Genomic DNA, 13,161 nt, shown 5'->3' on the forward strand with positions numbered 1-13,161 from the left:
TTGCGAAACGCCTGCACTCGATGTTCCAGCCGCTTGGTCACGGCCCACGGGCACGGGTGCCCCTCGGCGAGCCGCGTGAACGGAAGGAAGGCGTCAGCCGCGCAAGGCCCGGTCGTCGAGCCGGCGCAACAGGCCGGGCAGGTGCCGGTACTTCTCGCGGAGCGCGGCCACTCCTTGCCGGTACTGAAGGCCGCGCCCGACATGATCACAGGCGTCGCGGAGCTCGACCAGAAGGGCCACTGCGGCGTCGTAGCGGGCCACCTGCTTGCGGGCGACGTGGTTCTCGACCTCCCGCCAGATCGCCTCCTCTTCGGCGGCCAAGGCGGTCAGCTTCTTTGCCCGTGCCTCGTCTCGGACCCGGTCGGCGCGCTGCCGGCGTTCCGCGACTCGCGCATGGGCTGCGTCCAGCAGTTCGGCGGCGGAGCGCTGCCCCGGCACCGTCACGGCAGACGGCTCGCCGCGCAGGCGGCGCAGCAGTTCGGTTCCCAGCTGAGGCTCGTCGCCCAGCGCCACGCGCAACAGGAGGTCGTCCTTCTCCTTCTCGGGAAGCGCGGCGATCAGCGGCGCCAGCTCCTTCTTCCCGGGCCTCTTCCGAGGTGCGGGGGCCGGCGGGCTGGCCTGGGCGGCGACCGCCAGCAGGTCGGCGTCGACGCGGAGGAAATCCGCGAGCGCCCGCTGCGGTGCGGTGAGCCGGTCGAGCCCGGCCGGGACCGGGGGCTCGACCGCCGCCCGGTAGGCCTCCTCATCGTCCTCCTGGAGTGCCCAGGCGCCGATGGCGGACAGCCATGCGAGGTACAGGGCGCGGTGATCACCGGAGAGCAGCTCGGCCCGCACCCCGGCGATGGCACCGAGCGAGTCCTCGGCGCCCTCGTCCCAGTCCCCGCTCTCGTCCTCGCTGCGCAGGTCCAGGACGAGGTGGGTCTTGGTCGTCCATGCCTCGACGCACTCGTCGAAGCAGTACGGCTCCAGCGCCCGCAGCGGGAGCTGCCCCTTGGGCAGGCGCAGGATCACCTGACGGGTCCCCCAGTTGGTCAGGTAGAGGTGGGCGTCGTAGTACTGCTCCACCATCCGTCGAGGGTCGCCCCGGAAATTGCCCCACTGGTATTCGTTGGTGAAACTCGTCGCGGTGATCCGGGCCCGAGTGGACAGCGACCGCAGCTGCTCCTGTTCGTCGCTGGTCAGCGGCCGATCGATCGCCAGGAACTCGTAGTACTGGTACTCGCTCATCACGGCGACCCTAGCGGGAATGCCGATCCTCCATGATGGAATCCGTCAAGCCCGGAGCAGACAGGAAGCGGCGATGGAACCCGAGCAGCCAGGCACCGTCGAGCAGATCCGAGGTCTCGTCAGCTGGATCGGCGCGGGACGCAAGCTCACCCAGACAGGCAAGGTCACCCTCGCGGACGCGCGGGCCCTGGTCACTCTTCTGAAGACCGACGACACCATCGACCCGGCCATCGGTGACAGGACCTTCAAGACCAAGTCCAGCCAGGAGCTGTACCACCTGAACCTGCTGGTCGAATGGGCCAAGGCGGCCCGGCTCCTGCGGGTCACCGCCGGCCGCCTGGTGCCCGTCAAGAAGAACACCCGCGTACTGGAGGATCCCGAGCGCATCCTCGACGCGCTGGTCGAGGCACTGCCGCGCATCGGCGAGACGGTACTCCCTCCCGGGTGGCTCGGCTCACTGCTCGCGCAGGAGTACCCCGGTGGACTCCGGGCGGTGCTGACGAGCCTCTACGCCTCGGACCTTCCCGTCCCGGAGCAGGAGCTGCGGACTGCGGTGTGGGAGGCGCTGTCTGGGCTCTTCGTCCTCGACGGCCTTCCCGAGGACCGCCTTCGTCTCCTGCGTCAGAGCAACGACCGCGACGTGGATCGCCTCCTCGCGGCGCTCAGGGGGCTCGGGGCCGCCCAGCAGATCGGCAAGTCCGTCATTCTCACCTCGGACGGCCGTCAAGCCCTGGCCCGGCTCCGCGGGGAGCCACGCCCCGGCGACCCGATCTACGAGCTCGGCATCCAACTCGCCGATGTGGATCAGCCCGCTGTGTGGCGCCGCGTCCAGGTGCCGGCAGGCATCCGCCTCGACAACCTGCACCGGGTCATCCAGGCGGCGATGGGCTGGCAGAACTGCCACCTGCACGCGTTCAGCGCGAACGGCGTCGACTACGGGCGCCGCTCGTCCGAGCTCGACTTCGTCGACGAGACCACCGTCGCGCTGGACACTGTCGCCAAGGAGGGCGCACACCTCGACTACACCTACGATTTCGGCGACTCGTGGAACCACTGCATCACCGTGGAACACCGGACAGCGGCCGAACCCGGCCGACACTACCCCGCCTGCGTGGACGGAGCGGGAGCCTGCCCACCCGAGGACTGCGGTGGCGCACCCGGATACGAGGACCTCAAACAGGCCCTATCCGACCCCGCTCATCCGGAACACGAGGACCTGCTGCGCTGGCTCGGCCTCGAGAGGGTGGCTGACTTCGACCCCGACCGGTTCGACCCGCACCAGGCCAACCAGCAGCTCCGCACTCTCGACTGGTGAGCACAGCCCCGCCCAGTAGCGCCGGTTGACGCCAACGCTGACGCCAACCGCCGTGCACGTTGACGTCCGTAGCCGCACCTCTACGGACGTCGGAACCGCGCAAAACGGGGCATCTCACCGCCCCGGCTTGGCCTGAAAAGCGGAAGGTCGCCGGTTCGACCCCGGCCCTGGCCACAACCGGGAAGCCCCCGTACCGAATTCGCTACGGGGGCTTCGTCGTTCCGCCCCCGCGCCGGCCGACTACGCTGGGTGTCCGGTACCCGCGGATTCGGTTCACCCGGTCCAGGAGGCTTCGCGCTCATGGCCCCGGAACACTTCGAACTCCTTGGGGAAGCCCGCAGGAGCCTGCCTGACGGCTTCAAGGTCGAGATCTCCGGCGACACCATCACGATGACGGTGAGCCCCTCGGGGATCCATCAGCGCAACCTGCTGGTGGTGCGTCGCCAGTTCGACGCGCACACCCCGGCCGGAATGCTGCCGAGTGAGAACACCGACCTGGTCTCACCGAACGCCGGCAAGAGCCGCAACCCCGACCTGACGTACGTTCCGGACGAGGCGCCGGCCACGACCGACAACCGGGTGCCCGCCGAGCTGGCCGCGATCGCGGTCGAGCCGGTCTCGCCCTCCAATCCCGAGAACGACTGGGTCGGGAAGCTGCGCGACTATCCGCTGATGGCCATCCCGCTGTACCTCCTGATCGACGCCCGGGAGAAGACCGTCACCCTGTTCAGCAGGCCGGACGCCACCCGGTACCACCGGCGGGAGGACGTCGCCTTCGGCGAGACCCTGCACGTCCCCGAGCCCTTCGGCTTCGACCTGGTCACCGGCGACCTGCTGCCGTACTGACCCCTCGGGACGACCACCCGGTTCCCCCCGGAGGGGGAGGGGGACCCGTCCGGGGGACGATCCGGCGGGCGGGGGCGGCGCGGGACCGTGGACGGCATGGAGACGACACGGGACACGGGCTGGAACCGGGTGGTGCGGGGAGCCGGGTACGCGGCGGCGGGGTGGGCCGTGGCCTTCGCACTGGTGCATCTGTACTGGCTGGCGGACGGACGGCTGGGACTGCCGGACGGGCGGTCGGTGTGGAGCAGCACGCCGCTGCTGGTGATCGACGTGATCGCGATCCCGTTGTGCGCGGTGGCCGCCGCGGTGGCGCTGGCGCCGCTGCGGCGGTGGGGCGCACGGGTGCCGGCCCGGCTGCTGGGCACGGCGCTGTGGGGCACCACCGCGCTGCTGGTGCTGCACGCCGCGCCGTCCGTCCCGGACTGGATCGCGCTGGCCGTCGGCAGCCGCTCGGGTGCCGAGCTGGACGCGCCGGCCCGGTTCGTGACCTTCGGCTACGAGCCGTTCTTCCTGGCCGGCGGCCTGCTGTTCGCCGCCGCCTCGCTCGGTCACCGGGTGCCCGGCCGGTCGGCCGTGGTGAGCCGGTCGGCGGCTCGGTCGGCCGGGCGGTGAGCCGGTCAGCCGGTCAGCCGGTCAGCCGGTCAGCCGGGCGGTGAGCCAGTCGGCGGTGGCGGGGAGCCAGTCCGGCAGGGCGGTGCCGAGCAGGTGGTTGCCGTGCGGCACGAGCAGCAGTTCGGCGTCCGGGGCGTGCTCGGCGAGGACGGTGGCGGTGGTGACGCCCGGGATGCGGTCCTCTCCGCCCTCGACCACCAGCAGCGGGACGGTGATCGCCGGCGCGAGGGCGGTCAGGTCGATCCGCTCGGCGAAGGCACGGGCCGCCCGGTACCCGCCGCAGCGCTGCGCCAGGGTCGCGGTGACGAACGGGACCAGGCCCTCCCAGTCCAGCCGGTACGGGCCGCTGACCATGGCGGCGGCGCGCAGCCGCGGCTCGCGGGCGGCGGCCACGGCCGCGTAGTGGCCTCCCAGGCTGAGGCCGATCACGGCGGTCCGGTCCGGGTCCAGCCCCACACGGCCGGCCAGCGCGTCGAGGGCGCGGCCGACCACCCGGTGGTACTCCGGCTCCGGCGCGCTGCCGGCGGCGAGCACGCCCTGTCCGGGCCCGTCGACGGCGAGCACCGCGAGGCCCCGGGCGAGCAGGGCGTCGGCGACCGCGTGGAATTCCTCCTTGCCCGAGTCCATCCCCGGCACCACCAGGACCACCGGGGCCCGGCCGCCGCTCCCGTCGGCCGCCGGGCGGCGCAGCCAGCCCGCGAAGCCCTCGCCCTCGACCCGCTCCGCCCCTGGGTCGAGCAGGGCCAGCGCCCGCCGCATCGCCTCGTCGGCCTCCGCGGCGGCCTGGGCCGCGGCCGCCCGGTCGGGGTGCGGGAGCAGCCCGGCGAAGTGGTACCAGCGGGCGGCACTCCGGTACCGCTCGCCGGCGGTGACGGTGCGGCCCTCGGCGGCGGCCCGCTCCGCCGCCCCGGCGTGCCGGTGGCCGGCCGCCCGGCAGGCGGCCGGCCAGTCGTGCGGGGAGGTCAGCGGGGCGGTGACCCGGGCGTACTCGTACGGGTCCAGGCCGGCGCCGTGGGCGCGCGGCCGGTTCTCCTCGACGAAGGCGGGCAGCAGGCCGGGGGTGTCGAGGAAGGAGAGGTCGGGCACGGCGGAGGTTCCCTTCGAAGTCGTTCGCGTCGTTCGCGTCGTTCGCATTCGGAGCAGGCGTCGGGCGGGTGTCGGGCGGGCGTCAGGCGAGGGTCAGTACGGCCTTGCCGCGGATCCGGCGCTCGCGCAGGTCGGTGAGCACGGCGGCGGTCTCCGCCCAGGGCGCGACCCGGCCGAGCTCCGGGGTCAGCCGCCCCTCCCGGGTGAGGCGCACCAGGGTGGCCAGGTCGGCGCCGTCCGGGACGTCCGAGTCCGCGTAGTGGAAGTGCCGGACGACCGCCGACTCCGGGCCGGCGAAGAAGTCGAAGAAGTCGAGGGTGACGGGCGTCCGGGAGGCCTGGCCGAACCAGATCAGCGTGCCGCGCCGGGCCAGCCGGGCCAGCGCGAGCGGCAGCGCGGCGCCGCCGGTGGACTCCAGCACCAGGTCGTACGGACCGCGCGCCTCGCCCGGCTCGTGGACCACCTCGGCCGCTCCCAGCTCGACCAGCCGCCGGCCGCGCTCCGGGGAGGCGGTGACGGCGGTCAGCTCGGCCCCGGCCGCGGCGGCCAGCTCGGTGACGTAGTGCCCGACGCCCCCGGAGGCCCCGGTGAGCAGCACCCGCCGTCCGGCCAGCGGTCCCGCCGCCCGGAGCAGCCGCAGCGCGGTGAGGCCGGCCAGCGGCAGCGCGGCGGCCCGTACGGTGTCCAGGCCGTCGGGCAGTTCGGCGAGGGAGGAGGTCGGGACGCACACGTACTCGGCCCACCCGGCGGCGGGCGGATGCCCGACCACCCGGCGGCAGACGGCCGGGCCCGACCCGTCGGCGGCGGCCTGCACCACCAGCCCGGCCACGTCCTTCCCCGGCCGCCACCCGGCCCGGGGCGCCTCCAGCTGGAAGGTCTCGCCCCGGTTCACCGAGAACGCCTCCACCTTCACCAGCGCCTCCCCGGGCCCCGGCCGCGGCTGTTCCACCTCCGCGAACCGCACCGGCTCCGCCGCCCGCCCCGTCGCCACCAGCGCCTTCATCCCCACTCCTCCGTCGGTCACCCCCTCACCCCACCGCGCGCCGCCCCGGCCGGTCCAACAACCGCGGGACGACGGCGACAACCACCGGTTGTCCGGCCGGGAGCGACGGGCCGCGGGGCGGCACCACGCGGCACGGCGGAGCGAAGCGCCCAGCCGCGGGGCGGCGACGGCCCACCCGACCGCGACGCGACCGCGGCCGGGGCGGGTGCCCCGCGGGAGTTCGCGGGCAGGCCCTATGGTGCCCGGGTGGATCTGGATCTGGCGCAGGTGCGGGCGTTCGTCGTGGCGGCCGAGGAGTTGCACTTCGGGCGGGCGGCCGGGCGGTTGGGGATCAGCCAGCAGGGGCTGTCGAAGCGGGTGGCGCGGCTGGAGGCGGTGCTGGGGGTGCGGCTGCTGGACCGGGACGCGCGCGGGGTGGGGCTGACCGGGGCGGGGCTGCGGTTCCTGGAGCCGGCCCGGCGGGCGCTGACGCAGGGGGAGCGGGCGGTGGCGGCCGCGGGGTGCACGGCGCGGCCGCTGCGGATCGACGTGTGGGGGCACCTGTACGCCCCGATGCGTACGCTCGCGCAGGCGGTGGACGCGGCGCCGGGGCTGCTGGTGGAGCCGGTGCCCGGCCGGGACCTGCCGTCCGTCGCGGCGGCCGTGCTGCGCGGGGAGTCGGACGCCGGGTTCGGCCGGGTGCACCGGCTGCCGGGCGGCGGGGGTGAGTTGACGCACCGGCTGGTCCGGCTGGAGCCGGTGGACGTCCTGCTGAGCACCGGCCATCCGCTGGCCGGCCGGGACGTCCTGCGCCCGGACGACCTGCGGGACAGTGTGCTGCGCTACCCGGCGGCGGTGGACCGGCTGGACTTCCTGACCCGCTTCGCCGAGCGCTTCGGGATCGCCCGCCGGGTCGGCTCGACCAACCTGGGCCTGGAGCACTTCGTGGACCAGGTCCGCGCCGACCCGGCGTGCTTCTCCCTCGTCCCCGCCGACGGCCCGCCGCCCGGGCGCCCGGGTGTCCGCACCGTCCCGCTGGCGGAGCCGACCCCGCTCTACGCCTGGTCGCTGCTCTGGCGCACCGGTCCGGACACCGACCCGCACCCCCGACTGGACGACCTGCTGCGGGCGTTCACCACCGGGGCGGCCCGCAGCCGGTGGCTGGAGTACGACCCGGCCCGCGACTGGCTCCCGGACGCCGACCAGGCCGCGCTCCACCCGTGACGGGCACCCCGACCGCCCCGATCACCCCGGCAACCCCGGCCACCAACCCCGGCAGCCACCCGCGGCCACCGGCTCAGGAGGTCCGGAGCCAGGCGTCCTTGACCCGCTGCACCGAGCCGTCCGCCGCGTAGTAGGTGACGGTCGCCGCGTCGGTGCCCGGCTTCGCCAGGATGCCGTAGTAGCGGAACGGGGAGTCCCCGACCACGACCGGCACCGCCTCGGTGGTGCCGCCGCTCTTCCAGGCGACCACGACCTTCGTGATGTCGGCCTGGACTCCCTCGATCACCACCGGCGGGATGCCCGCGCCGTCGTCGAGGCCGAGCGACGAGCCGCCGATGACGCCCGGGAACCCGCCCGGCGCGGAGACCGCGTGCAGGGTGTCGTCCGCCTGCCGCTTGCCGTCCACGGTGTAGTAGTAGTTCACCCTGTCGATGCGCGTGTTCCAGTTGTCGTCGATGTCCTTCTGGGTGACCGGCTTCGCCGCCGGGTTGGCTTCGTGCCGCTCCGCCTGGATCATCCGGGCCTGCTTGGCGAAGTCCTCCTTGCCGGGGACGGCCGGCCACAGCGCGGTCCAGGCCTGCCAGGTGTGGCCGTTCGCGCTGCCTTCGGCGACCTTGACCCGGACGGGGTTGAACGGGTCCCGGGCGGTGGGCGCGCCCGTGGTGCTCACCGCGGTGGCCGAGGCCGCGGCCGAGGCGGCCACCACGGTCGAGACGGCCTGCCGGCCGCGCTCGCCGAGCACCGCCGTGCCCCCGGCGATGCCGGCGACCAGCACCGCCGCCACCCCGGCGGTCAGCAGCCGCCGGTGCCGCAGTCGCCGCCGGCCGCCGGTGACCAGCCGGTCGTACGGGACCGTCCCGGTCTCGACGCTCCCGGCCAGTTCGCCCAGGGCCCGCACGGCCGCCGTCTCGTCGCCGGTCGCCGTGTTCCCGGGCAGGAACTCGTTGCTCATCTTGCCCCTCCGATGCTGGTCAGTCCGATGAGTGAGGAGGCCCCGCGGAGCTTGGCCAGGCCTCTGGCCGCCTGGCTCTTGACCGTGCCGACCGAGCAGCCCATGGCCACCGCGGTCTGGGTCTCGCTGAGGTCCTCCCAGTAACGCAGCACCACGGCCTGGCGCTGGCGCGGCGGCAGGGTGCCGAGTGCGGCGAGCAGCACGGCCCGGTCGTCCGGGTCGGCGCCGGCCGGTGCGGGCCGGTCCGGGAATTCGGTGACCGGGTACTCGACCAGCCGCCGCCGGAACCGTCTGGCGTGCTCGTTGATCACGATCCGGCGCACGTAGGCGTACGGGTCGTCCGCGGCACGCACCCGGTTCCATGCCGCGTACGCCCGCTCCAGCGCCTGCTGGACCAGGTCCTCGGCGCCGTGCCGGTCCCCCGCGAGCAGGAACGCCGTCCTGAACAGCCGTGACCACGCGCTGCCGACGAACGTCCGGAACTCCTCGTCCCGGGCGGTCTTGTGGGCTCCCATGAGCACCTCCTCAACCTCCCGGAGCCCGGGACGGCCTCGGACCGTTGCCCGCCGTTCGCGATTCGCCGCCGACGGCTGTGACACTGGAGGGGCTCGAAAACCGAGGTGCGCTCCGCCGTGCCTCCTTGCGAACCTAGAGGGATGCCCGCAGTGAGTTCTCCCGCAGTCCAGTCCGCCACCGTACCCGCCGAGGGCCCCGGAATCGGCGGGCTGGCCGCCCGTCTGCCCGAGCTGACCCTGCGCGACCAGGTGCGGATCGGGCGCCGGCTGGAGGGGGCCCGTCGGGTCCGCAAGCCCGAGGCCCGGCAGAAGGTCGCCGCCGAGATCGCCGCCGAGATCGACCGCGCCGAGGCGGTCGTCGAGCGGCGCCGGCGCGCCGTCCCGAGGATCGGCTATCCCGCCGAGCTCCCGGTCAGCCAGAAGAAGGACGAGATCCTGGCGGCGATCCGGGACCACCAGGTGGTGATCGTCGCGGGCGAGACCGGCTCCGGCAAGACGACCCAGATCCCGAAGATCTGCCTGGAGCTCGGCCGTGGCGTACGCGGCCTGGTCGGCCACACCCAGCCGCGCCGGATCGCCGCCCGCACGGTGGCCGAGCGGGTCGCGGAGGAGCTGGACAGCCCGCTCGGCGAGGCGGTCGGCTGGAAGGTCCGGTTCACCGACCAGGTCGGCCAGGACACCCTGGTCAAGCTGATGACGGACGGCATCCTGCTCGCGGAGATCCAGACCGACCGCGACCTGCACCAGTACGACACCCTGATCATCGACGAGGCGCACGAGCGCAGCCTCAACATCGACTTCATCCTCGGCTACGTCAAGCAGCTGCTCCCCCGCCGCCCGGACCTCAAGGTCGTGATCACCTCCGCGACCATCGACCCGGAGCGCTTCGCCCGGCACTTCGGCGACGCCCCGATCATCGAGGTCTCCGGCCGCACCTACCCGGTCGAGGTCCGCTACCGGCCGATCGTCGACGAGGCCGACGACGAGGCGGACGAGGCCGACCGCGACCGGGACCAGGTCCAGGCGATCTGCGAGGCCGCCGAGGAGCTCCAGGCCGAGGGCCCCGGCGACATCCTGGTCTTCCTCTCCGGCGAGCGCGAGATCCGCGACACCGCGGACGCCCTCGGGAAGCTGAAGCTGAAGAACACCGAGATCCTGCCGCTGTACGCGCGGCTCAGCTCGGCCGAGCAGCACAAGGTCTTCCAGCGCTCCCGCAGCCGCCGGATCGTGCTGGCCACCAACGTGGCCGAGACCTCGCTGACCGTCCCCGGCATCAAGTACGTGATCGACCCGGGCAGCGCCCGGATCTCCCGCTACAGCCACCGCACCAAGGTGCAGCGGCTGCCGATCGAGGCGATCAGCCAGGCCAGCGCCAACCAGCGCAAGGGCCGCTGCGGCCGTACCTCGGACGGCATCTGCATCCGGCTCTACTCGGAGGAGGACTTCCTCTCCCGCCCCGAGTTCACCGACGCCGAGATCCTGCGCACCAACCTGGCCTCGGTGATCCTCCAGATGACGGCGGCCGGCCTCGGCGACATCGCCGCCTTCCCGTTCCTGGACCCGCCGGACTCGCGCAACATCAAGGACGGCGTCGCCCTGCTGCACGAGCTGGGCGCGCTCGACCCGGAGGAGAAGGATCCGCGCAAGCGCCTGACCCAGCTGGGCCGCAAGCTCGCCCAGCTCCCGGTGGACCCGCGGATGGCCCGCATGGTGCTGGAGGCGGACCGCAACGGCTGCGTCCGCGACGTCATGGTGATCGCCGCCGCGCTCTCCATCCAGGACCCGCGCGAGCGCCCGGCCGAGAAGCGCCAGGCCGCCGACGAGCGGCACAAGCGGTTCAACTCGGAGACCTCCGACTTCCTCTCCTACCTGGCGATGTGGCGCTACGTCCGGGAGCAGCAGAGCGAGCTCTCCTCCTCGGCGTTCCGCCGGATGTGCAAGGCGGAGTTCCTCAACTACCTGCGGATACGGGAGTGGCAGGACATCTACGTCCAGCTGCGCACCGTCGCCAAGCAGTTGGGCGTGACGATCGAGGAGCCGCACCCCGACGCCGAGCCGGACGCCGACCGGATCCACCAGTCGCTGCTGGCCGGCCTGCTCTCCCACATCGGTCTGTTCGACGTGGAGAAGCGCGAGTACGGCGGTGCGCGCGGCGCCCGCTTCGCGGTGTTCCCGGGCTCCGGCCTGTTCAAGAAGCCGCCGCGCTGGGTGATGTCGGCGGAGCTGGTGGAGACCTCCCGGCTCTGGGCTCGGATCAACGCGAAGATCGAGCCGGAGTGGGTCGAGCCGCTGGCCGGCCACCTGATCAAGCGCAGCCACAGCGAGCCGCACTGGGAGAAGAAGGCCGGCGCCGTCATGGCGTACGAGAAGGTGACCCTCTACGGGATGCCGGTCGTCGCCCAGCGCAAGGTCAACTACGGGAGGATCGACCCGGAGCTCTGTCGCGAGCTGTTCATCCGCAACGCGCTGGTCGAGGGCGACTGGGAGACCCACCACCGGTTCTTCGCGGAGAACCGCAAGCTGCTCGGCGAGGTCGAGGAGCTGGAGAACCGGGCCCGCCGCCGGGACATCCTGGTGGACGACCAGACCCTGTTCGACTTCTACGACGCCCGACTGCCCGACGAGATCGTCTCCACCCGGCACTTCGACTCCTGGTGGAAGAAGGCCCGGCACGAGCAGCCGGACCTGCTGAACTTCGAGAAGTCGATGCTGATCAACGACGCCGCTGACGGCGTCACCGAGGCCGACTACCCGGACCACTGGCAGCAGGGCAAGCTCCGCTTCAAGCTGACCTACCAGTTCGAGCCGGGCAGCGACGCGGACGGCGTGACCGTGCACATTCCGCTGCCGGTGCTGAACCAGGTCACCGCGGAGGGCTTCGACTGGCAGATCCCCGGTCTGCGAGCGGAGCTGGTCACCGCGTACATCAAGTCGCTGCCGAAGGCGATCCGGCGCAACTTCGTTCCGGCGCCGGACTTCGCCAGGGCGGCGCTGCGCGCGGTGAAGGACCGCCAGGAGCCCCTGCTCCCGGCCCTGGAGCACGCCCTGAAGCGCCTGACGGCGGTCACCGTGCCCCCGGAGGCCTGGGACGACGACCGGGTGCCCGATCACCTCAAGGTGACCTTCCGGGTGGTGGACGGGCGCCGCAGGCTCGCCGAGTCCAAGGACCTGGAGGAGCTGCGGCTGAAGCTCGAGCCGAAGCTCAAGGAGACGCTCTCCTCGGCCGCTTCCGGCCAGGGCATCGAGCAGAGCGGGCTGACCGCCTGGCCGGCCTCGCTGCCGGTGCTCCAGCGCACCTTCGAGCAGCGTTCGCGCGGCCACTCGATGCGCGCCTACCCGGCCCTGGTGGACGAGGGCCCGTCGGTCGGCGTCAAGCTGTTCGACACCCCGGAGGCGCAGGCCCGGTCGATGTGGGAGGGGGCGCGGCGGCTGCTGATGCTGACCACCACCTCCCCGGCCAAGTCCATCCAGGGCCGGCTGGGCAACCAGGCGAAGCTGGCGCTCTCGCACAGTCCGCACGGCTCGATCGGCGCCCTGTTCGAGGACGTCGTGGCCGCCGCCACGGACCGGCTGATGACCCTGGCCGGCGGGCCGGCCTGGGACGAGGCGGCCTTCGGCAAGCTGCACGACAAGGTGCGCGCGGACCTGTACGACCTGTCCGCGGACACCACGCTGAAGACGGCCACCGCGCTGATCGCCTTCCACAAGGCCTCGACCCGGCTGAAGTCGGTGAGCAGCCCGGTGCTGCTGAACGCGGTGAACGACGTCCGGCTGCACCTGGCCTCGCTGGTGCACCCGGGCTTCGTGACGGCCACCGGCTGGCAGCGGCTGCCGGACCTCAAGCGCTACCTGCTGGCGGTGGACCGCCGCCTGGAGGCGCTGCCCAACCACCCGCAGCGGGACGCCCAGCAGCTGCTGAAGGTGCAGCAGGTGCAGCAGGAGTACGGGGAGCTGCTGGCGGCGGTGCCGGCCGGGCACCAGCCGTCCGCGGAGGTGCGGGCGATCCGCTGGATGATCGAGGAGCTGCGGGTCAGTTTCTTCGCCCAGTCGCTGGGCACGCCGAGCCCGGTGTCGGAGAAGCGGATCACGAAGGCGATGGCGGCGGCGCGGGCGACGCTCTGACCCGGGTGGCCGTGTGAGCTGCGGTGGGCCTTCAGGAGCCAGTTCGACCTGGGGGCCCACCATGGGCTACAGTCTGTCTTGTTCGCAGCGCGGCAAGCGAGTGAACGAGATCAGGAAACACTCTGGTCCCGTGGAGCAGTTGGTTAGCTCGCCACCCTGTCAAGGTGGAGGTCGCGGGTTCAAGTCCCGTCGGGATCGCCGTAGCGCGAGAGGCCCGGAACCGTCAGGTTGCGGGGCGCTCGCGTTTTTGCGGTGGGCCCCCCAACCCCGCCCGGGGTAG

Annotated in this window: 10 protein-coding genes and 1 tRNA gene; 6 read left to right on the plus strand and 5 right to left on the minus strand. The window is 73.0% G+C overall.

What is annotated here, in order from left to right; all coding sequences use genetic code 11:
• Positions 1-93: 93 nt before the first annotated feature.
• On the minus strand, positions 94-1,227 hold the full coding sequence (locus tag ACWGJO_RS13790; RefSeq protein WP_452183589.1) for a hypothetical protein: 1,134 nt from the start codon (positions 1,225-1,227) through the stop codon (positions 94-96).
• Positions 1,228-1,246: 19 nt separating this feature from the next.
• On the opposite strand from ACWGJO_RS13790, the gene ACWGJO_RS13795 reads away from it, so the two are divergent.
• The 3 genes from ACWGJO_RS13795 (at position 1,247) to ACWGJO_RS13805 (ending at position 4,000) form a co-directional block, all read left to right on the plus strand.
• Positions 1,247-2,542, plus strand: a complete 1,296-nt coding sequence (locus ACWGJO_RS13795) for a plasmid pRiA4b ORF-3 family protein (RefSeq protein WP_452183590.1) — start codon at positions 1,247-1,249, stop codon at positions 2,540-2,542.
• A 300-nt stretch (positions 2,543-2,842) separates the two neighbouring features.
• A complete protein-coding gene (locus ACWGJO_RS13800; RefSeq protein ID WP_452183591.1) occupies positions 2,843-3,388 on the plus strand; it encodes a Uma2 family endonuclease in 546 nt (181 codons plus the stop codon).
• A gap of 96 nt (positions 3,389-3,484) precedes the next feature.
• A complete protein-coding gene (locus ACWGJO_RS13805) occupies positions 3,485-4,000 on the plus strand; it encodes a DUF3995 domain-containing protein (protein ID WP_452183592.1) in 516 nt (171 codons plus the stop codon).
• A gap of 21 nt (positions 4,001-4,021) precedes the next feature.
• On the opposite strand, the gene ACWGJO_RS13810 is transcribed toward ACWGJO_RS13805, so the two are convergent.
• Both ACWGJO_RS13810 and ACWGJO_RS13815 read right to left on the minus strand, forming a co-directional pair.
• Positions 4,022-5,086, minus strand: coding sequence for an alpha/beta hydrolase family protein (locus tag ACWGJO_RS13810; RefSeq protein ID WP_452183593.1), 1,065 nt, complete (start codon positions 5,084-5,086; stop codon positions 4,022-4,024).
• An 82-nt stretch (positions 5,087-5,168) separates the two neighbouring features.
• Positions 5,169-6,089, minus strand: coding sequence for a zinc-binding dehydrogenase (locus tag ACWGJO_RS13815; RefSeq protein WP_359897964.1), 921 nt, complete (start codon positions 6,087-6,089; stop codon positions 5,169-5,171).
• A 246-nt stretch (positions 6,090-6,335) separates the two neighbouring features.
• Between ACWGJO_RS13815 and ACWGJO_RS13820 the strand changes: the two genes are divergently transcribed.
• Positions 6,336-7,292 (plus strand): LysR family transcriptional regulator, encoded by a 957-nt coding sequence (locus ACWGJO_RS13820; RefSeq protein WP_452183594.1) that lies wholly within the window; start codon positions 6,336-6,338, stop codon positions 7,290-7,292.
• Between the two features lie 73 nt (positions 7,293-7,365).
• Here the strand turns inward: ACWGJO_RS13820 and ACWGJO_RS13825 are convergent, their stop codons facing one another.
• Positions 7,366-8,244, minus strand: a complete 879-nt coding sequence (locus ACWGJO_RS13825; protein ID WP_452183595.1) for a hypothetical protein — start codon at positions 8,242-8,244, stop codon at positions 7,366-7,368.
• Positions 8,241-8,759: a SigE family RNA polymerase sigma factor gene (locus ACWGJO_RS13830; protein WP_452183596.1), complete on the minus strand. Its 519-nt coding sequence runs from the start codon at positions 8,757-8,759 to the stop codon at positions 8,241-8,243. Before ACWGJO_RS13830 ends, ACWGJO_RS13825 begins: the two co-directional genes overlap by 4 nt.
• Positions 8,760-8,900: 141 nt before the next feature.
• On the opposite strand from ACWGJO_RS13830, the gene hrpA reads away from it, so the two are divergent.
• Positions 8,901-12,881 (plus strand): ATP-dependent RNA helicase HrpA, encoded by a 3,981-nt coding sequence (hrpA, locus tag ACWGJO_RS13835; RefSeq protein ID WP_452183597.1) that lies wholly within the window; start codon positions 8,901-8,903, stop codon positions 12,879-12,881.
• A gap of 124 nt (positions 12,882-13,005) precedes the next feature.
• Positions 13,006-13,079, plus strand: a tRNA-Asp gene (locus tag ACWGJO_RS13840).
• The last annotated feature ends 82 nt before the right edge of the window (positions 13,080-13,161 follow it).

It is taken from the genome of Kitasatospora sp. NPDC054795, from assembly GCF_053611565.1.

Bases quoted from the DNA above. Each gene is read 5' to 3' on its own strand.
- ACWGJO_RS13790 (WP_452183589.1), bottom strand. From the start codon at position 1,227: ATGAGCGAGTACCAGTACTACGAGTTCCTGGCGATCGATCGGCCGCTG.
- ACWGJO_RS13795 (WP_452183590.1), top strand. From the start codon at position 1,247: ATGCCGATCCTCCATGATGGAATCCGTCAAGCCCGGAGCAGACAGGAA.
- ACWGJO_RS13800 (WP_452183591.1), top strand. From the start codon at position 2,843: ATGGCCCCGGAACACTTCGAACTCCTTGGGGAAGCCCGCAGGAGCCTG.
- ACWGJO_RS13805 (WP_452183592.1), top strand. From the start codon at position 3,485: ATGGAGACGACACGGGACACGGGCTGGAACCGGGTGGTGCGGGGAGCC.
- ACWGJO_RS13815 (WP_359897964.1), bottom strand. From the start codon at position 6,089: ATGAAGGCGCTGGTGGCGACGGGGCGGGCGGCGGAGCCGGTGCGGTTC.
- ACWGJO_RS13825 (WP_452183595.1), bottom strand. From the start codon at position 8,244: ATGAGCAACGAGTTCCTGCCCGGGAACACGGCGACCGGCGACGAGACG.
- ACWGJO_RS13830 (WP_452183596.1), bottom strand. From the start codon at position 8,759: ATGGGAGCCCACAAGACCGCCCGGGACGAGGAGTTCCGGACGTTCGTC.
- hrpA (WP_452183597.1), top strand. From the start codon at position 8,901: ATGCCCGCAGTGAGTTCTCCCGCAGTCCAGTCCGCCACCGTACCCGCC.